Here is a 19958-nt window from a genome sequence, read left to right on the forward strand (position 1 = left end):
TGAATTTATGTTGGATGTCGATAATTTAAAAGTTTGTTATGGCCAAAGTGAAGTGATTCATGGTTTGAACTTTTCTGTACCACAGAATGAAACCCTAGCCATTATGGGGCGTAACGGTATGGGTAAGACAACGCTGTTTAAATCTTTAATTGGCATACTACCCATGTCCGAAGGCTCTATTGCTGTAGATGGCGTAGATGTTACAAAAAATGAAAGTTATCAGCGTGTTGAAAATGGCATTGCCTATGTACCCCAAGGGCGCATGATTTTTCCGACTCTAACCGTGCAGGAAAATATTGAAACGGGTATGGAGGTCTCAAAAACTAAAAAAATACCCGAAGAAATATATGCTTTATTTCCCGTGTTGCGCGATATGCGCCACCGCAAAGGTGGAAATTTATCGGGTGGGCAGCAGCAACAGTTGGCAATTGCGAGGGCGTTGGTTACAAACCCTAAGGTTTTATTACTTGACGAACCTACAGAAGGTATTCAACCCTCAATTATCAAAGATATTGCCAATGTGCTTAATGAAATCAAAAAAATACGTGATATTACGATTATTGTTTCGGAGCAAGTGTTGAGTTTTACCATGGCCGTTGCAGATCGCATTATTGTGATTGATAAGGGCAATTTTATACATGAAGACTTAAGGGATGATGTTGATACCGATAAGATTAAGAAGTACCTATCGGTTTGATTTTTAATATTTTATTGTGCACTACAAATAACCGGAGAATGGGCTATGACAGAGACGATTATTAAAGTTGATTTAAAGCAATCACCTTACGATAACGAAAAAATCCACAACCGTTGGCACCCTGATATCCCCATGGTCGAAACGGTTAAACCGGGCGACGATTTTATTATTGAGTGTTACGACTGGACCGGTGGCCAGATTGCAGACAATGATTGTGCGGACGATGTACGCGATGTTGATTTGTCGCAGGTTCACTTTTTGTCTGGCCCTGTTGGCGTGGAGGGCGCAGAACCTGGTGATTTACTCGTGGTGGACATTCTTGATATTGGTGCCTTTGATGATAGCCAGTGGGGGTTTAATGGTTTTTTCTCGAAGAAAAACGGCGGTGGGTTTTTAACCGAGCATTTCCCAGAAGCCCAAAAGTCCATTTGGGATTTTAAAGGCATGTTTACCTCCTCGCGCCATATTCCTGGAGTTGAGTTTGCAGGTTTAATTCACCCAGGTTTAATAGGCTGCTTACCGTCAAAAGAAATGCTAGAAGAATGGAATACTCGGGAAAAGGGACTATTTGATACCGAGCCGGATCGCACGCCACCGCTAGCAACGCTGCCATATGGCGACACCGCCCATATGGGCACTATGACAGGGGACGACCGCGATAAGGCTGCGGCCGAAGGCGCGCGAACGGTGCCACCTAGAGAACATGGCGGTAACTGTGATATTAAAGATTTGTCTCGTGGTTCTAAAGTTTATTTTCCGGTTTACGTTGATGGCGGTGGCTTGTCGGTAGGTGATTTACATTTTAGCCAAGGCGACGGGGAAATCACCTTCTGTGGCGCCATTGAAATGGCCGGCTGGATTCACATGCGCGTGAATTTAATTAAAGGGGGAATGTCAAAATACGGCATTAAAAACCCGATATTTAAACCTAGCCCTATTACTCCGAAGTACGATGATTACCTTATTTTTGAGGGTATTTCTGTTGATGAGTATGGCAAACAGCATTATTTAGATGTTCATATTGCTTATCGCCAAGCCTGTTTAAATGCCATTGAATACCTTACTAAATTTGGTTATTCAAAAGCGCAAGCTTACGCTATTTTAGGTACGGCACCGGTGCAAGGGCACATTAGTGGTGTGGTAGATATTCCCAATGCTTGCGCAACACTTTGGTTGCCGACGGATATTTTTGATTTTGATGTACAGCCCAATGCCGATGGACCAACGCAATCGGTGGCGCCGGGTGTGGATATACCATTGTCGCCCGATAAAGAATAGTTCGGATTCGATCAATTGATTACCGGGGGCCTACTATGGCCCTCAGTTATTGTCTTTATGGAGTAATTGTTATGCCCGTGTACGATTATAAGTGTAAAGAGCATGGTTTGTTTTTTGAATTAGCGACTATGGACGAGTCTCATCAGCCTAAGCCTTGCCCCCATTGTAATGCTTTAGCCGCGCGTGTTATTTGCTTGGCGCCTGAACTTTTGGATATGCCGAAAGAAAAAAAGAAAGCTTTCGCCACCAATGAGAAAGCCCAGAACGAGCCTGTATATTCAACGTTAGAGCGTCGTGAGCAAGACCACGAGCACAAAAATGGTTGTGGCTGTAGTAATAAGCGCGGGCGAAAATTAATGTATACCGCGCAAGGGGAGAAAATGTTCCCCTCTATGCGGCCTTGGATGATTAGCCATTGACCCCAGGGCTCCTCTAAAAATGCACTTTTTCCGCGATAGCGGCTTACAGTTTTTTGCTCCTGCAAAACCTGTATTCAGTCCATCCATGGACATTAGCTTCGTCCTCGAGTCCTCATTTACACCGCGTAAACTGCGGTTCTCCGGGCGGTGCTTCCTTGCTCTCACACAAAAATTACTATTTTTAGAGGTGCCCCCCAGTATTTTTACGTGCGCTGGCCAATAATACTGAGTGCCGCAACGCGGTAGGCCTCTGCTAGGGTTGGGAAGTTAAAAATGTTATCGACGAAAACGTCAATGTCGTTATCGCTGATCATTGCCATTTGGCCTATGTGAATTAATTCTGTAGCGCCTTCGCCAACGATCATAACCCCTAGAATTTTTTTGCCCTGCGCATCGCACACTATTTTTAGTAGTCCGTTTTGAATGCCTGAAATCTGGCCGCGCGCTATTTCATCGAAACGGGCTTTCCCTACTATGGCTTGTGGGTATTTTTCGCGGGCTTGTACTTCGCTTAAGCCAATGGACGATAGTTCTGGGATGGAGTAAATGCCCGACGGAATCATGGTGTTCATGCTGCCCAGTGGCATATTCAATGCGTTACAAGTTGCCCGCCGCCCTTGCTCCATTGAGGCGGAGGCGAGCGATGGCGGGCCAATAATATCGCCTGCGGCATAAATACTGGGGACGCTGGTACGAAGGTTAGCATCAACGTTAATTAAGCCTCTATCGTTTACCTCTAAGCCGGCGTTTTCGATAAATAAATCTTTAACGTTGGAAACTCGGCCGGCGGCGCATAGCAGTTTTTCGCTGCAAATTTGCGTGCCGTCTTCTAGCTCTGTGATGACTGTGCTTTTTTTATCATCCCAGTAAGCATTGGTAACGGTGCTTTGGCCCATCCAAGTGCCGCCCATATCTTCAAAACCGGCAATGAATGTATCGGTTAGGTCGTCATCCAGAAACCCGAGCGGCCTAGAGTATTTGTCGATCATGGTGACTTTGACACCCAGCGCCTGAAAAATAGAAGCATATTCGCTGGCAATAACCCCGCCGCCCAAAACGACCAAACTTGTGGGTAAATACAGCATGGATAAAATGGAATCGCTATCGAACAAGTGCTCGTGGTCAATGGCGATATGGCTCGGTGTACGCGGTTCAGAGCCGGTAGCAATCACGATGTGTTCGGAGTTTAAAAGGCTAACATTGCCGCGTACATCAGTAATGGCCACTTGTGTAGGGGTAACGAATTTTGCGCGCCCGTGGATTAATTCAACATTGTTGCGCGAAACTTGCCGGCGCATGTATTCATCGTGGGCATCAAGTACATCGCCTAGGCGGCTAATTAATGTGGCTAGCTCTATTTCTTCGGGCAGCTCAAAGTTGGCAATTTCGGCACTTTGGCGCATAGCCTTTACCCGCAGGGCATTTTCGCGCAAGGTTTTAGAGGGGATTGTGCCTCTGTGCACACACGAGCCACCAAGTTCACGGCTGCGTTCCACCAGCGCGACATTCCTACCCACTTTTGCGGCCTGAATGGCCGCTTTTTGGCCTGCGGGGCCACTGCCAATCACGATCATGTCGTATTGCTCTTCCTTGCTCATTGGCTCATGGCCTCCATTGCTGAGCTGATCAATTCTTCTTTTTCAATGAGTTTTTCGATGTCGTCGGGGTACAGGTTTAAGTCGGCTAATACGGGTGACTTGAGCAGTTGCTCGTGGGTAATTTTTTTGTTTAATGGCGTGCCTTTATAAAAGCGCCGCGAAAACTCTGCGCCAGCGACAACAATCATTGTTTGTTCTGCGCTTTTACCTGCGTTGGTGTAATCATCAAACCAAGTAACAACATCGCGCACTAACGCGGGCATTTCCCATTGGTGCACAACACTAATACCGAGAGAGCGTTGGAAGTGCTGCTCTAGCTCAATCATCATATTTTTTGGTACATCGAGCTTTAAACTTTTGGCAACCTCTGTGACGACTTGGATGCAAACAGGTCGCCCGATGTCGTGCAGTAGGCCGGCTAAAAACGCTGCCTCTACGTTGCGGCGGCAGGCGCGGGCTATTTCTTTGGCCCATAGCCCTGCCATTAAAGAAAATTGCAGCTCTGTTTGAATATGTTTTTCATACCCTGGGGCATTAAACATTTTGCTATTGACCGAGGCGGCCAAAGCAATATCTGCAATAACCCGCATGCCTAAGCGTGTAATGGCTTGTTGTAGCGATACCAAGGTAGCGTTTGGTGAGTAAAGTGCCGAGTTAGCTATGCGCATAACATGGCCGGCTAGGCTCTGGTCGCTTTGAATAAGCTTGGCAAGGTCGTTGATATCTGATTCCGGGTCGTTGGTCAAACGCATCACCTTATTGGCGACTTCCGGCAGCATCGGGACTTCAATATCATCCTGATTAATGCGTTGCGTTATGATTTCGACGAACGAATTTTCCTGGGGGGCTGTAGACATGAACATCACACTCGCGTGTTAGGTTAAAAGGGTGCTTTCCTTTTAAATTTAGACGCTTTTGGATGGTTTGCTCTGATGATTACAACTAATTTAGTTATGACAGCTTATGATCAAAAATACCTTGGTCAAAAATGTTGTTTTTTGGCGTCAAATTTCGCGCTATTTATTTGCTGTATAGCCAAACTTAGCTAGGTTGAATAGTAAGGCCTACAAAATAAGGTGGGTGTTGCGCGGTGCTAGTGTGTTTGAGCGCCACTTGAAGGAGAATCCCAAGCTAAGGTTTACCTATGAGCTACCAAATTTTACTCTGTAGCGAAAAGCTTTCGCCGGTTGGCGAGCATGTTCAGCACTTTTTTAATGCCCATTGCGTTGCTTCAGCTAACGACTTAGAAGGCATGGTCGGAAAAGCTGATTATCGTGCTTTGGTGGTCGATTGCAGCTCGGTAAAGTGCTCTTTGATGGAGTGTGGCAGGTCGTGCTTAGAGCTGGGTAAAAAACATGACCTTCCTGTCGTTTTTATTGCTGATGAGTATACCCTAGAAGATAAGCTGGCAGCCTACGAGGCCGGTTGTGACGACATTATCGAGCCGTCAACAAATAAAGACGAGGCTTGCGCCCGCATCACTAAAAGCATATTTCATCGCATTGCCAATGCTCAGTTATCTGAACGGTTAGATGCTGCAACAGAAACCGCGCGCAACGCCATGGTCGATAACAGCGACCTAGGGGCGAATATTCAGTTTTTGTTAGCCGTACACGAGAGCGACAACCTAGACCAGCTGGGCCAGCAGTTATTCTCTACTCTTGAGCGCTACGGTTTGAGGTGTAGCCTGCAAATGCGCAGCAGCCTGGGCATTAAGAATATGGAAGCGCATGGCATGAGCAAGGATTTGGAGTCTCAGTTGCTTTACCAACTTAAGGATGCCGACCGCTACATTGATTTTGGCTGCCGCACCATTTGCAATTACGATCGCGTATCGCTATTGATTAAAAATATGCCAGTGGACGATGCTGAAAAGTACGGCGCCATCAAAGACAATACCTTTTACTTGCTACAAGGGGTAAATGCCCGCATTCACTCGCTAGAGGACAGGCACACGCTTATTGAGGAAAAGCAGTGTTTGCGCAAACTATCTGGCGATGTAAATACCGTTATGATTCGCGTTAAAGAGCGCTACCAAGATGTGATGCGGGGCATTATGGATGAGGTTGAAACATCCACTGCAATGTTACAAGACCGCGTGCCGCACTTAGCGCTAACCGAGCAGGATGAGAACTTTATCGACAGCGTAGTCGAGCGTTTAATATCAACCACTAACAGTGTATTTAATGAAGGGCTTAAGGTGGATGAAATATTCATGAAGCTTGAGCTAGGTTTAGAGCATTCGTTAAAAGCGCTCGATGACCATCCAGAGCTAGCAGGGATGCGAAAACCCCCACCAGCATCAGATACCTCGGTCGATTTATTCTAAAGAGCCGTTTTCTGCGCTCAAACCATTTTGATGTGAGTACTCGCTTACATCTGTGCCTTTTGTTTTACTGATGCCCCTGTGCCCACTTGAGTGAACTTGGGCTCTATATGGGGCTTCGTGGCAGGGGGCGAATCTCTTATGCGTTCTGGTGTATACTTGCGCGTTATTTTTGTGCGCGAGAGATAGAGGTTAATGCAGCAGCCGCAGTTCATATTAGGCCTTAAAGGTCTGAGCCGTTTTGGCGGTGCTAGTGTTGCAACCATTGGTTCGTTTGATGGCGTACATCTAGGCCACCAGCAAATTCTAAAACGCGTTGTCGCAAGGGCTCGCCAAGAACAATTGGCCAGTGTTGTGATCGTATTCGAACCGCAACCCCACGAATTTTTTGCGCAAGCGCAAACGCGCCCGCGCTTGATGCGGTTACGCGAAAAAGTAAACGCCTTACTGGCCTGTGGCATTGATACTGTGGTGTGTTTGCGTTTCAATCACGCTTTGCGCTCGCTCACAGCAGATCATTTCATTCAGCAAGTGCTTGTCGATGGCCTAGCGGTAAAGCACCTTGAAATCGGTGATGACTTTCGTTTTGGCTGCGATCGCAGTGGCGATTTTGATTTGCTGGTTCGAACGGGTGAGCAGCAGGGGTTTACTGTTGCAAATAGTGCAACTTATGCCGATGCTGGCGAGCGCGTTAGCAGTACCCGCATTCGCGCATTACTAGAGCAAAACAAGCTAGCCGATGCCGAACGCTTACTGGGTCGGCCGTATAGCATATTTGGCCGCGTTATTTATGGCCGGCAACTGGGGCGCACTATTGATGTGCCAACAGCCAACATTGGCTTAGGCCGTTATGCAGCGGCAGTAGGCGGGGTGTATGCCGTAACGGTGAATATCCAAAATGCCTGTTACCATGGCGTTGCCAATGTTGGGGTAAAACCCACAATCTCCGGTGAGCATAAGCCGGTTTTAGAGGTGCATATTTTTGATTTTAATGCAGATCTTTACGGCCAGTTCGTGAAAGTGAATTTCTGCAAGGCATTGCGGGCAGAGCAAAAATTTGATTCTCTTGCAGCGTTAAAGCAACAAATAGCGTCAGACATTGCTGCTGCAAAACAGTATTTTTCACAAGTAGCCAAACATTAAACGGTGTGTTCAACATTCAGTAGTGTTGAGCACATAAGCCAAGACATAACTTTTAAGACAAACGATATGACTGATTACAAGGCGACACTCAATCTGCCACAAACGGCTTTTGCAATGAAAGCGAATTTGGCGCAGCGTGAACCACAAACGTTAAAGCGCTGGCAAAAAGAAAACCTCTATCAAGCCATTCGTAAAGCGCGCGCGGGTGCTCCGCAATTTATTTTGCACGATGGCCCTCCATACGCCAATGGCAATATTCACATTGGTCATGCCGTTAATAAAATCTTAAAAGACATTATCGTTAAATCGAAAACCCTCAGCGGTTTTGATGCGCCTTATGTGCCGGGCTGGGATTGTCACGGCTTACCTATTGAACACAATGTAGAAAAGAAAATTGGCAAGGCTGGGGTTAAGGTGGAATACGATGTGTTTCGCCAAAAATGCCGCGACTACGCCGCTAAACAGGTGGCTGGGCAAAAAGAAGATTTTATTCGCCTAGGCGTTTTAGGTGAGTGGGATAACCCCTACCTTACAATGGACTTTAAAACCGAAGCCGATACGATTCGTGCTTTAGGGCAAATTGCTAAAAACGGCCATTTGCAAAAAGGCTTTAAGCCTGTTTATTGGAGTGTAGTTGGGGCCTCGGCATTGGCTGAAGCCGAAGTGGAATATCACGAGAAAACATCGAATTCAATAGATGTCACTTTCCCCGTTGTTGACGTTGCCGACTTTGCTAAGCGTATTGGTTACGATGCCGCGCCTGCGAATTCAGCCATTATTATTTGGACAACAACGCCTTGGACATTGCCGGCCAACCAGGCGGTGAGCGTGAACGCCGATTTAGACTACGTATTGATTCGCAGTGGCGATACCGCAATTGTCGTCGCAGAAGCATTGATGTCCGGTGTTTGCCTGCGCGGTGAATTAGAATCGCCCGAAGTACTTGCAAGCTTTAAGGGGGCTGCGCTCGAGCACTTAGCCTTGCAGCACCCGCTATACAATAAAGAAGTCCCTGTTATTTTGGGCGACCACGTAACTACCGATGCCGGTACCGGTTGTGTACATACCGCGCCAGACCACGGTGTAGACGACTTTAATGTTGGCCGTAAATACAATATCGGCACTTTAAATATTGTTAATGAAAACGGTATTTACCGTGACGATGTTGAAGTTTTTGCGGGCGAGCACGTTTATAAAGTGGACGACAAAGTGCTAGCTCTACTCGAGGAAAAGGGTAACCTTTTCCATGCTGCTAAATTAACGCATAGCTACCCGCACTGCTGGAGAACAAAGACGCCATTGATATACCGCGCTACACCACAGTGGTTTGTCAGCATGACTAAAAACGGTTTGTTAGACAGCGTAAAAAATGCAGTCGATGGCGTAGAGTGGTTACCAAGTTGGGGTGAAACACGTATTCGCTCGATGTTGGAGTCTAGTCCCGATTGGTGTGTGTCTCGTCAGCGCACCTGGGGGGTGCCCATTGCGTTGTTTATTGATAAAAACACTGGAGACTTGCACCCCAATACCGAAGCTTTAATTGAGCAGGTAGCGCAGCGTGTTGAAAAAGACGGAATGGATGCTTGGTTTAAGCTAGATGCTGCCGAGCTGTTAGGCGATGACGCCGAGCGCTATAGCAAAGTTACCGATACACTCGATGTTTGGTTTGATTCTGGTGTTACCCACTTTTCGGTATTGGCGCAGCGTGAGAACTTACGTTACCCCGCTGATTTATACCTTGAAGGTTCGGATCAGCATCGCGGTTGGTTTCAGTCATCGTTAAAAACGGCAATTGCCATACATGGCTCGGCGCCTTATAAACAGGTGCTAACGCACGGTTTTACCGTGGATCAAAACGGCCACAAAATGTCTAAGTCGCTTGGCAATGTTATGTCGCCGCAAAAAGTCTTTAATGATTTGGGCGCTGATGTTTTACGTTTGTGGGTAGCGGCTACCGACTTTTCTGGCGATATGAGCGTATCGGATACTATTTTGAAACGCACGGCTGATTCTTATCGCCGCATTCGAAATACCGTGCGTTATTTAATGGCTAACTTGGGTGGCTTTAACCCACAAAGCGATGTGCTACCGCCAAATGAATTAGTGGCGCTAGATGCGTGGGCCGTGCAGCGTACGGCAGAGTTGCAAAAAGAAATTTTGGCGCATTACGAGCGGTATGAGCTGCACCAAATTTACCAAAAACTACACAACTTTTGCATTGTTGATCTCGGTGGTTTTTATTTGGATATCACAAAAGATCGCGTTTACACCACTCCGGGAAAAAGCGTTGCACGTCGTTCGGCGCAAACGGCGCAATACCATATTATTCAGGCCTTAGTGCGCTGGATTGCACCTATCCTATCCTATACCGCCGACGAAATTTGGTTAGCAATGCCGGGCGAAAATACAACGCCAGTATTTACCGAAACTTGGTATGCGCTACCGGATTGTAGCGGTAATGCTTTAAGTGCCGATGTGGTTGATTTGTTAGCCGATGTTAAAGGCGAGCTGAATAAGGTGCTAGAGCAAAAGCGTAGTGACGGCGAGGTGGGTAAATCTTTAGAAGCTGAAGTGACACTGTATTGCGGTGATGAGCTGCAAAGCGTATTGGGGTCATTAAAAGATGAGCTGCGTTTTGTATTGTTAGTTTCTAAAGTGACGTTGGCGGCTAAAGCCGATGCGCAAAATGCTGTAGACACCCAAATTGATGGTTTAACGATTGCGGTCTCTAAAACAGGCGCAACCAAGTGCGTACGTTGCTGGCATCACAGTGATAGCATTGGGGGAAATACAGAGCATCCCGAGCTATGTAACCGCTGTGTGACAAATATTACAACCGAAGGTGAGGAGCGCCACTATGCCTAAATTTATGGATTCTTTGCCATCAGCTATGGCTGTGTTTTTGGGGTTATCGGCAGTGATTGTCGGGTTTGATTTATGGACTAAAGCCTACGCGGTTGCTGCATTGCAAACGGAAGGCGTTACCTACCCTGTTATTGCAGACTTTTTTAGTTTTACGCTGCGTTACAACCATGGTGCGGCCTTTAGCTTTTTGTACGATGCCGGTGGCTGGCAGCGTTGGTTCTTTGCCATTATTGCCGCTGTTATGAGTGTTGTACTTACCGTATGGTTAACGCGAACAGCAACAACAAAGCGCCTTGAGTCATTGGGCTTAGCCTTAATTTTAGGTGGCGCTTTAGGCAACCTTTACGATCGCGTTACCCTGGGTTATGTGGTCGATTTTATTGATTTTTATTACCAGCAATACCACTTTCCCGCTTTTAATATTGCCGACTGTGGGATTACCTGCGGCGCGGCATTATTAATTTGGGATGCTATATTTGGCAGCGGTAAAAGCGAAAAATCCGAGGAGCCAGAGCATGCATAATTTAGCTATTGCTGATGCGACTAAGGTAACGTTAAATTTCTCGTTGTCATTGGAAGACGGTACGGTTGTTGATTCTAACCACGGTGAAGACCCGGTTACCTTTACAGTAGGTGATGGTAATTTGCTCGAAGGCTTTGAAAAGGCTATGTATGGCTTGCGCGCAGGTGATGAGCGCGAAATTACGATTTTACCCGAGCAGGGCTTTGGCCAGCCAAACGAAAACAATGTGCAAGAAGTTCCCGTCACCGATTTTCCTGAGGATTTAACCTTAGAGGTTGGCCTGATGTTGTCGTTTTCGGATGCCCAAAATACCGAGTTACCGGGTGTTATTAAAGCATTGCAAGGTGAGACTGTGCTGGTGGATTTTAACCATCCTTTAGCGGGCCGCACTTTATTATTTAAAGTGCATATTCATTCGGTAAGCCCCGCTGTGACACACTAAGGTTGTATCTTTACCGTTAAGATTCGAAAGCCCACTGTTGTGGGTTTTCTTTTATGGTTTGACTCATTTTTATGCTGGATAGATGTTATGCAAATTAAGTTGGCTAACCCTCGTGGATTTTGTGCTGGCGTTGATCGCGCGATTGATATTGTTAACCGCGCGTTAGATATTTTTGGCGCTCCAATCTATGTACGCCATGAAGTGGTACACAACAAGTTTGTGGTGGAAACTCTTAAAGAGCGCGGCGCTATTTTTGTGGATGAGCTTAGCGAAATTCCTGATGATGTGATTGTGATTTTTAGTGCTCACGGCGTGTCGCAAGCTGTTCGCCAAGAAGCCTGCGATCGCGGTTTAAAAGTCTTTGACGCTACTTGCCCGCTGGTAACCAAGGTACATTTAGAGGTGGTTAAATACAGCGCTGATGGGTGGGAGTGCATACTTATCGGGCACGAAGGTCACCCAGAAGTTGAAGGCACGATGGGGCAGTACGATACTTCGAATGGCGGCAAAATTTATCTTGTAGAAGATGAGCGCAGTGTCGAAAAGTTAGAGGTGAAAAACCCCGATAAGCTTGCCTATGTTACCCAAACCACATTGTCTATGGATGATACGGCCAAAGTTATAGAAAGCTTACGCAAGCGCTACACCAATATTGAGGGCCCGCGCAAAGACGACATTTGTTATGCCACTCAAAATCGTCAAGACGCGGTTAAGCAATTGGCCTTGGAAACTGATGCCGTGTTAGTGGTGGGGTCGCCGAACAGTTCGAATTCTAATAGGCTGCGCGAACTTGCGGAACGCTGCGGTACTGATGCTTATTTAATTGACGGCCCAGAAGATTTAAACCCGGAATGGTTTAAAGGCAAAAAAAATATCGGTATAACTGCGGGGGCTTCAGCACCAGAGGTACTCGTAACGGATGTTATTTCGGGTTTGGAAAAGTTAGGTGCTAAACCGCCTGTGGAATTGGATGGCAAACCTGAAAATGTGAGTTTTTCGTTGCCGAAAGAATTGCGTTAATAGAAATAAAAAAGGCTGCAATCGCAGCCTTTTTTTATTTCTAGTGGGTTACAGTTACATTCTCTCCATTACCTCAATGCCCAGTAGTCCAAGCCCTGCTTCCAGCACTTCACTCACTCTCACGCTCAAACAAAGGCGGCTATTTTTGGCTTCTTCGCTTACACCCTCTTTTAATATGGGGCAGGCTTCGTAAAAGGTCATAAATAAACTGGCTAAGTCGTATAAATAAGTACACATTAAATGCGGTAACGCTTCGGCGGCGACCTGTTCGGCGCAGTCGTGGAATTGAAGCAGTTTGATTGCCAGTGCTTTTTCTTGCTCAGCTTCTATCACAATTGGGCCATTTAATTTATTGCCTTCTGCTTTACGCAAAATACTGCGAATACGGGTATAGGCGTATTGTAGATAGGGGCCGGTATTGCCCTCAAAGCTGAGCATAGTCTCCCAATTGAAGATGTAATCATTGGTTCGGGTTTTACACAGGTCGGCATATTTAACGGCGCCTACGCCGATTTTATCGGCAATGGCTTGTAGTTCTTGCGCATCAAGTGCTGGGTTCTTTTCTTTGACTACAGCCAGTGCGCGCTCGCAAGCTTCGGTGACTAGAGCGGCTAATTTTACTGTGCCGCCTGTGCGCGTTTTAAAGGGTTTGCCATCGCTGCCCATCATGGTGCCAAAGGGGTGGTGCTCTAGGCTTACGTTCTCGTCAACGAAGCCCGCTTTGCGTGCGGTAATAAATACCTGTTGCATGTGAAGCGATTGACGTGCGTCGATAAAATATAAAATGCGTTGGGCATTCAGGGTGTTTGCACGGTAGCGAAGGCCGGCAAGGTCTGTCGTGGCATATAAATAACCGCCATCGGCTTTTTGCACAATAACTGGTGAAGGCTCACCATCTTTATTGGCGAGTTCTTCTAGGAAAACCACTTGTGCACCGTTATCGGTAACGGCTAGTTTTTGCGTTTGTAGCTCTTTAACCAGCGTTGCTAAATCGTCGTTGTAGGCGCTTTCGCCGCGCACGTGGCTTTCGTTAAGCGATACATTTAAGTGCTGGTAAATTTCTTGGCTGTGCATTAACGAAATGTCGCGGAATTGTTGCCATAACGCTAACATTTTTTCGTCGCCGCCTTGCAGCTTAACGACGTATTCGCGCGCGGTATTGGCGAAGTCTGGCTCTTTGTCAAAGCGCACCTTGGCCTGTTGATAGAACACTTCTAAATCTTTTAGCGCCAGTGCTGGGTTTTCGCCTTTGGCCATTTCGCTCTCTAGGTGCGCGATAAGCATGCCAAACTGCGTACCCCAATCGCCAACGTGATTTTGGCGATTAACGTTATAGCCTAAATATTCCATCGTGCGAACAACAGCATCGCCAATAATGGTAGAGCGCAAGTGCCCCACGTGCATTTCTTTGGCGAGGTTAGGGCCGGAATAATCGACAACAATGGTTTTAGTGGTATTGGCGTCGTCGCTACCCTGGTTTGCCGTGAGAGCTTGGGCTTTTTCGCCAAGCCAGCTATTGTGAAGGTGTATGTTGATAAAACCTGGCCCCGCGATTTCGACTTTACTGGCGATATCGTCAATCGAAAGGTGCTCTACGATGCTTTGCGCAATAGCGCGCGGGTTGCTTTTCATGGCCTTGGCGGCGCCCATGGCACCGTTGGCTTGGTAATCGCCGAAGTTAGCGTTCTTGCTTGGGGCAACATGCGGTTGACACTCGGCCGGAATACCCGCAGCCTGCATGGCTTGGCTAACACGTTCAGATAAAATATTGCGAAGGCTCATATTCACTACACTGTACTTAATATAACGGAAAATAAATAAATCGAACGATTGTAGCGGCCTGCTGAAACGTTGCAAGCAAGAGGGCTAAAAATGACAGATATATCGACGATTCTGCTGAAATCGGGTCATATTCGAGCAGAATCGGCAAATAACGGTGGCACGTGGTTGCTAACGTTAGATCGCGGTGCGGTTAAAAACGCACTGAATCTTGCGATGTATGAAGATTTAGCGGCCTTGCTTGCGGGCTTTGATGCTAGTGATACGGGGCGTGTCGTTATTTTGGCTGGCGCTAGCGGGTGCTTTACCAGTGGTAATGATCTTTCAGATTTTACGGCTGCGGGTATCGATAATATTGTCAGTGAGGATTCCAGCTTGTGGCGCTTTATGGTGGCCCTTAGGGATTGTTCTAAGCCTGTTATTGTGGCAGTTGATGGCCTTGCGATAGGCATTGGTACCACGATGCTACTACATGCGGATGCTATTTTTGCTTCGGCGCGAGCGAGTTTTGCTATGCCCTTTGCTAAGCTGGGGTTATGCCCTGAGTACGGCAGCTCGCTGCTGTTGCCCAAGCGTATTGGTTATTTGAAGGCGGCACAGTGGTTAATGCTCGGGGATACCATCTCGGCGGAGCAAGCGCAGGATGCCGGTTTGGTCAATGCGGTTGTTGATGATGCTTTAGCGGTGGCAATGGACTATGCATTACGGCTGCAGGCTTTGCCGCCTAAGGCTTTGATTACCGCTAAAGCGTTACTAAAATCGGCGGATAAAAACAGTGTTGCGCAGTGTATGCTAGCTGAGGCAGAGCACTTTAAGGCGGCATTAAACGGTAAAGAGTTTGCTGATGCGGTAGCGGCTTTTTTCGGTAAAAGCGAATAACAAAATAATTTATATTGGAAAAATATAATGATAACAATTGATTGTAGTGCCTTAAACGTGATGGTTGTCGGTGGCACTAGCGGTATTAATCGCGGTATAGCCGAGCTTTTTGCCGAGCATGGTGCAGCTGTTGCGGTGGCCAGCCGCACCCAAAGTAAAGTGGACGATACAGTGGCCTCGTTAAAAGCGTTGGGGGCCTCTAAGGCGCTAGGTTTTGTTGCCGATGTTCGCAACTATGATGATTTGCAGGTAGGCCTAGAAAATGCCGCAAAAGCGATGGGCGGTTTTGATGTGGTTGTATCGGGCGCTGCCGGTAACTTTCCGGCGCTAGCGAGTGAGATGTCGCCGAATGCGTTTAAATCTGTTATCGATATCGATTTAATCGGCACCTATCACGTTATGCGCGCTATTTATCCGTTATTAAATAAGCCTGGCGCTTCGGTGATTAGTATTTCTGCGCCGCAGGCACAAATGCCAATGGTGGCGCAGGCGCACGTATCAGCGGCCAAAGCGGGGGTCGATATGATCACGCGCAACCTCGCTAACGAGTGGGGTGCTAGTGGGGTGCGAATTAATAGCATTATCCCAGGCCCAATCGAAGGCACCGAGGGGGTGGCAAGGTTGGCGCCCACCCCAGCGGCTATGAAACTTTGCGTAAAATCGGTACCGCTGCAGCGCATGGGTACGCCACAGGACATTGGCAATGCCTGTTTGTTTTTAGCGTCTCCACTGGCCAGTTATATCACTGGCGCGGTTATTCCCGTTGACGGCGGTTGGCTGCAAGGTGGCGTTGCGGCCGTAGCGGCAACCTTTAGCCAATTATTACAAGGCGATAACCCCGGGGCTTAGCGCCCCAAAATATACTTATTAGGCAATGGCGGTGCTAGAGCCGCTCTTTTTGGGTTTTTAGGTTGATTAGCTATTTTCGTCCTGTAAGACAACATTAATTTCGCCGCGATTATCAATGCTGGCCTTCACGCTAATAGGGCGGCAGCACACAAAGCAATCTTCAATATATTCTTGCTCGCTTTCGCTGGTATCAATCACTAGCTCTATTGGTTCTCCGCAATAGGGGCAATGGCATTTTTGTGTATCTAGCATCGTAAACTCTTTATTTGAAGCGTTGCCACAGTGTTTCAAAGTTTTCAAGAAAGGTTTGAATGAGCGCGTCGCTGCTAATTAGGGTGATGTTTTCTTCGTTGTACTGTGATGCACTACGGGTCCAGTTAAAGCTGCCATTAATCAGGGTGGCGCCGTCAAAAATAGCATATTTGTGGTGCATATGGTGGCGGCTAGTATCTGTGCGAACGGGAATGCCAGCATCGGCTAAAAAGTCGACATCGCTACCTAAGTCTTCTGTTTTATCGTTATCGGTTAATAGTCGTATGCTTACGCCGCGTTTGTGGGCGGCCAATAGCGCATCGCGAATAAAGTTGTCTGAAATAGTAAAAACACAGACATCAATGCTTTTAGCTGCGCGTTGGCACTGATCAATAATCACTTTTCGGCATTGCTCGCCAGGGCTAAAAAAAGCATCAGCTTTAACCTCTGGTGCTGCAAGGTCTAGTGCTTTCGTTAGTTTTTCGAGCCATTTTAGAATGTTGATTTGTTTATCGTGAGATGTGGCCACTTCTTCTTTGGCTAGCTTAAATGCGGTATTTCTTGCAAAACTGCGCAACTCTTTTGTTGCTCCTTGTAATAGTGCTGTTAAATCGTCTTTTTCTGTGCCGGATAATACCGCGTCTTCTATCGAGGCTTTTAAACAAGCGGTAATTGATTCTTGGGTTTGAACGTAGCTCATGTTGTGCTTCCTTATAAATTGCACGCGAAAAAAAGGGCCAGCAAGCTGACCCTTTTAATTATGGAGTAAACTCAGTTGGTTAGATTACCACGTTAGCATGGTGCCTTTAACGTACAGGCCTGATTCGGTGAGGTCGCCATCAGTCCAGTTACCATTTGCACTGGCGCCAGCCTTAAGGGCTGAAGAGCTTTCCGGTTGGCCTTGCGCGGTTACCGCTTTATCGTTTAAGGCCCAGTTTGCGTGGCTAATGTTGTTGTCATACAAAAGCTTCATCCAAGTATTGGTGGACTCAATATCAATAGCACCCGCACCGCTGGCTTCTGAGGTTCCCCATTCCGTAACAAACAAGGGGATCCCTTTGTTTATTGCATAAATCGCTTTCGACTGAATATCGCCTTTGTGAGTGGCTGCATAGAAATGCAGTGTGTAGGCAATGTTGTCGTACTCAGTGATTGGGTCGTCTGCAGCTTCGTTTACGAACTGTGAATAAAAGCGTGTACCTACAATAATCAAATTGTCGGGGTCAATGGCGCGGATTTCTTCAATCACTTCTAAAGCGTATGGTTTGATGTGGCCAGACCACGTCGACTCGATAGGTTCGTTATAAATTTCGTAAATAACGTTATCGTAGCTACCGTATTTGGTGGCCATTTCTTTAAAGAATTGAATTGATTGTTGAGTGTAGTTTTCAGCTTCGTGGCTGTGCCAGTCGATAATTACATACATATCGTTGGCGATTGCTGCATCTATCACGGCCTCAACCTTTGCCTGGTTGCTAGCGGGTGATTCAATATAGCCACCAGGCGCTTCTACACCTAAAGCTGCGCGAATAAGTTTTGAATTCCACTGGGTTTTCAGTTCGCGAACAATATTTGCGTTGTAATACTTTTCGCCGCCCCAGCCGTCGTTAGACCAGAACAAACTATTACCGGCTAAGCTGCCGCGCTTGCCACCAAATAATACTTGGTTGCCATCGGTGGTGATTGGCACAATCGAGGTGATGTTCTCACTGCCGACGCCTTCGTTACCACCACCTTGACCTGCGCCAGCTGTTCCGCAAGCGTTACCCAAATAAAGGCCTATATTATCGAATTCGATATCAATGGCTTGATCGCCCACACCCAAGGTAAGGCGGCCGCCTGGGGCCGCCATATCGGCCGTGAAGGTATGCTTGTAGGTTTGATATTCGCTGGACACGGTTATGGTCTCGCCGCCACCCATTACGCTAGCGTATAGAGGACCATCTGTGTCCACGTTAACGTCTATTGTTCGCAAATTGGCTGCTTTTGCGTCATAACACACGGTATAAGTTTCACCGTTCTCAATAGTCGCTGGGTGTTGAACTTGGACGTGCCAAGACAATTCAGTAGCATCGGGGATTGTGATGGCTAGGGCGCCGTCAAAGGTCGACGTGGCTAGGCCGGGGGTTAGGTTGTAAACAGTGAAAAACTCAGCACCATCATCGAATAAACCGGTACTTAATAAAAGCGACTCTGGGCCCGCATTTTGGCTACTCGCTGAACTCATCGATGGGGCAGAGCTGGAGCTGGGTGCAATGCTCGAGCTAGACATCATCATGCTAGAAGAGCTTTGCATGATTGATGAGGAGCTGACAGCCATTGAGCTAGAGCTTTCTTGTGCTGCTTCGCTAGAAGAATTGCCTGCGCTGCTTGATGGCATTGTATTGCCACCACAGGCGGCAAGCGCCGCAATAGCGGTTGCCAATATCAAGTATTTGGGAAGTGCTCGGCCAGTCTTAGCAAATGGCCCGCTAATGTTCGTCATAGTCGTACCTTGTTATTTTATAGGTTTAAATGTTGCTGTTTTAGGCTTTGAAATAGTTCGAGAGCACGGTAGCATCATTTTTTAGTGCATTTTATGATCGTGTCGTCAAAAAATGCGACTGAATAGTAAGAACAAACCTTTAGTAGAGCTGGCGTGCAAAATTAGTGTGAAAAACGGTACGCGCTAGAGGGTAAGTATTGCTCTAGCTCGTTTGCGGGCGAGATCGATCGATTTACGGTTCTGTCGGGTGTGGTGCTGCGAGCTCCGGTATTGCAAACTACGGCACTGCAGGTTGCGGTACTGCAAGTTACGGTATTACAGGCTCGCCGCGCTTGAGTTGAAGGGTATCGCCTGTAGGGTGTTGGGTCATTCTAACGTTACCAATGCCTGCATCCGATTGGTACATCACGTTATAGGCAATAACGGTGTTTTCCCGAGCTTTTAGGTTTGCCAGTTGCTCAGGTGTTGTAAGAAGCTGACCAAATTCAAAAGGGATTTCTGTGCCAACCTCAGGGGCCTTAGCTAGAGTACTCATGCCGAGTTTATCGCCAAGGCTATAGGTCACTTCATACATTGGCGGCGGCATATTGGCCTTAATTGCTTTAACTTTATTGATGTCGGTGATTATCTCGCCATTCACTACTGGCAGTGGCTGCTTGGGTAGGTAGCTTGCAGTAATGGTTTGGTGCTGGCCTTCAACGTTAACAGTTACTTCATAACCTGTGGTTTGGTCCGGTTCGCGAACGTTATTACAGACTTGCTCCACAGTTTGATACGTTTGTTGCTGCTGATGCTGAGCCTGCGCACTTTTCCCGATTAAGCCGCCGGCAATGGCGCCCAGCGCGGTAGCCGCTTTTTTGCCATTGCCGCCACCCACCTGATTACCCAGCAGCCCGCCAATTACTGCGCCTGCCGCTGTTCCTGCAATTTGATTTTCATCTTTGCTGGGGGCCTGGTGTGTAACTGTGCGCTCCTCACATACTTCACGCACTTGGCCTGCCACGACAATGGGTTTGCTACTGATAATATTGGCAAGCGTAGGTGCGCCGGGTGTGACCAGTGGCTCTACTTGAGTAATCGTGGCAAATTGCTGCTCCATGCCAATGGTAATCGGCGTAACCGAAACAATCGCCGCGCTTTGAGGGCTTGCGCTGCGAATCGCGTAGGCGCCGCCTGCAGTTGCGATAATAGTGCCCAGTAAAACGCCGGTAAGCATATGTTTATTCATAAGAACTCCGTTACGGACTGTTCAGATAATGGCTTGCGAAAAGCCAGTTTACATTGTTAGCTCTGTAGGCTGATTGTAAGCGCTGGGCTTCGAAAGCCAAGTGACTAGTGCGCAGAGTGCTGGCAGCGTCGCGTTTCGAAAATTTGGTTGTGTATCAGGCGCGGTAGTCAGCTTT

General features: G+C 47.3%; 18 protein-coding genes. 11 read left to right on the top strand and 7 right to left on the bottom strand.

The features are described from left to right. The first annotated feature begins 7 nt into the window (after positions 1-7). The 3 genes from urtE to MARGE09_RS03870 all read left to right on the top strand — a co-directional run bounded on the left by urtE (position 8) and on the right by MARGE09_RS03870 (position 2394). On the top strand, positions 8-697 hold the full coding sequence (gene urtE, locus MARGE09_RS03860) for an urea ABC transporter ATP-binding subunit UrtE (RefSeq protein ID WP_236986040.1): 690 nt from the start codon (positions 8-10) through the stop codon (positions 695-697). A gap of 45 nt (positions 698-742) precedes the next feature. Beyond that, on the top strand, positions 743-1975 hold the full coding sequence (gene fmdA / locus MARGE09_RS03865; RefSeq protein WP_236986041.1) for a formamidase: 1233 nt from the start codon (positions 743-745) through the stop codon (positions 1973-1975). A gap of 71 nt (positions 1976-2046) precedes the next feature. Next, positions 2047-2394, top strand: a complete 348-nt coding sequence (locus MARGE09_RS03870; RefSeq protein WP_236986042.1) for a zinc ribbon domain-containing protein — start codon at positions 2047-2049, stop codon at positions 2392-2394. 203 nt (positions 2395-2597) lie between these two features. On the opposite strand, the gene sthA is transcribed toward MARGE09_RS03870, so the two are convergent. Both sthA and MARGE09_RS03880 read right to left on the bottom strand, forming a co-directional pair. Beyond that, positions 2598-3992, bottom strand: coding sequence for a Si-specific NAD(P)(+) transhydrogenase (sthA, locus tag MARGE09_RS03875; RefSeq protein WP_236986043.1), 1395 nt, complete (start codon positions 3990-3992; stop codon positions 2598-2600). Continuing rightward, positions 3989-4849: an HDOD domain-containing protein gene (locus MARGE09_RS03880; protein WP_236986044.1), complete on the bottom strand. Its 861-nt coding sequence runs from the start codon at positions 4847-4849 to the stop codon at positions 3989-3991. Before MARGE09_RS03880 ends, sthA begins: the two co-directional genes overlap by 4 nt. 287 nt (positions 4850-5136) lie before the next feature. On the opposite strand from MARGE09_RS03880, the gene MARGE09_RS03885 reads away from it, so the two are divergent. The 6 genes from MARGE09_RS03885 to ispH all read left to right on the top strand — a co-directional run bounded on the left by MARGE09_RS03885 (position 5137) and on the right by ispH (position 12311). Then, the gene (locus MARGE09_RS03885) at positions 5137-6321 is read left to right on the top strand and encodes a DNA-binding response regulator (RefSeq protein ID WP_236986045.1); all 1185 of its coding nucleotides are present in this window, start codon (positions 5137-5139) and stop codon (positions 6319-6321) included. A 192-nt stretch (positions 6322-6513) separates the two neighbouring features. Then, the gene (ribF, locus tag MARGE09_RS03890) at positions 6514-7461 is read left to right on the top strand and encodes a bifunctional riboflavin kinase/FAD synthetase (protein WP_236986046.1); all 948 of its coding nucleotides are present in this window, start codon (positions 6514-6516) and stop codon (positions 7459-7461) included. A 66-nt stretch (positions 7462-7527) separates the two neighbouring features. Further along, on the top strand, positions 7528-10326 hold the full coding sequence (gene ileS, locus MARGE09_RS03895) for an isoleucine--tRNA ligase (RefSeq protein ID WP_236986047.1): 2799 nt from the start codon (positions 7528-7530) through the stop codon (positions 10324-10326). After that, positions 10319-10849: a signal peptidase II gene (lspA, locus tag MARGE09_RS03900; protein WP_236986048.1), complete on the top strand. Its 531-nt coding sequence runs from the start codon at positions 10319-10321 to the stop codon at positions 10847-10849. The genes ileS and lspA overlap by 8 nt, the downstream gene beginning before the upstream one ends. Next, positions 10842-11291 (top strand): FKBP-type peptidyl-prolyl cis-trans isomerase, encoded by a 450-nt coding sequence (locus MARGE09_RS03905; RefSeq protein WP_236986049.1) that lies wholly within the window; start codon positions 10842-10844, stop codon positions 11289-11291. The genes lspA and MARGE09_RS03905 overlap by 8 nt, the downstream gene beginning before the upstream one ends. Positions 11292-11378: 87 nt before the next feature. After that, complete coding sequence (gene ispH, locus MARGE09_RS03910) at positions 11379-12311, top strand: 4-hydroxy-3-methylbut-2-enyl diphosphate reductase (RefSeq protein WP_236986050.1); 933 nt, start codon at positions 11379-11381, stop codon at positions 12309-12311. 54 nt (positions 12312-12365) lie between these two features. Here the strand turns inward: ispH and argS are convergent, their stop codons facing one another. Beyond that, complete coding sequence (argS, locus tag MARGE09_RS03915) at positions 12366-14093, bottom strand: arginine--tRNA ligase (RefSeq protein ID WP_236986051.1); 1728 nt, start codon at positions 14091-14093, stop codon at positions 12366-12368. A 90-nt stretch (positions 14094-14183) separates the two neighbouring features. Here argS and MARGE09_RS03920 point away from each other — a divergent pair, with 90 nt between their 5' ends. Further along, entirely contained in the window at positions 14184-14969 is a 786-nt protein-coding gene (locus tag MARGE09_RS03920) for an enoyl-CoA hydratase/isomerase family protein (RefSeq protein ID WP_236986052.1), read from the top strand. Between the two features lie 27 nt (positions 14970-14996). Continuing rightward, positions 14997-15818, top strand: coding sequence for an SDR family oxidoreductase (locus MARGE09_RS03925; protein WP_236986053.1), 822 nt, complete (start codon positions 14997-14999; stop codon positions 15816-15818). Between the two features lie 66 nt (positions 15819-15884). Here MARGE09_RS03925 and MARGE09_RS03930 read toward each other — a convergent pair whose 3' ends face one another. The 4 genes from MARGE09_RS03930 to MARGE09_RS03945 form a co-directional block, all read right to left on the bottom strand. After that, positions 15885-16070, bottom strand: a complete 186-nt coding sequence (locus tag MARGE09_RS03930; protein ID WP_236986054.1) for a CPXCG motif-containing cysteine-rich protein — start codon at positions 16068-16070, stop codon at positions 15885-15887. Between the two features lie 10 nt (positions 16071-16080). After that, entirely contained in the window at positions 16081-16770 is a 690-nt protein-coding gene (locus MARGE09_RS03935) for a phospholipase D-like domain-containing protein (RefSeq protein WP_236986055.1), read from the bottom strand. A gap of 84 nt (positions 16771-16854) precedes the next feature. Next, positions 16855-18555, bottom strand: a complete 1701-nt coding sequence (locus tag MARGE09_RS03940; protein WP_236986056.1) for a cellulase family glycosylhydrolase — start codon at positions 18553-18555, stop codon at positions 16855-16857. A gap of 307 nt (positions 18556-18862) precedes the next feature. Beyond that, complete coding sequence (locus MARGE09_RS03945; RefSeq protein WP_236986057.1) at positions 18863-19783, bottom strand: glycine zipper 2TM domain-containing protein; 921 nt, start codon at positions 19781-19783, stop codon at positions 18863-18865. Positions 19784-19958 lie beyond the last annotated feature (175 nt).

The sequence above is a fragment of the Marinagarivorans cellulosilyticus genome, from assembly GCF_021655555.1.
GTDB classification, from domain to species: domain Bacteria; phylum Pseudomonadota; class Gammaproteobacteria; order Pseudomonadales; family Cellvibrionaceae; genus Marinagarivorans; species Marinagarivorans cellulosilyticus.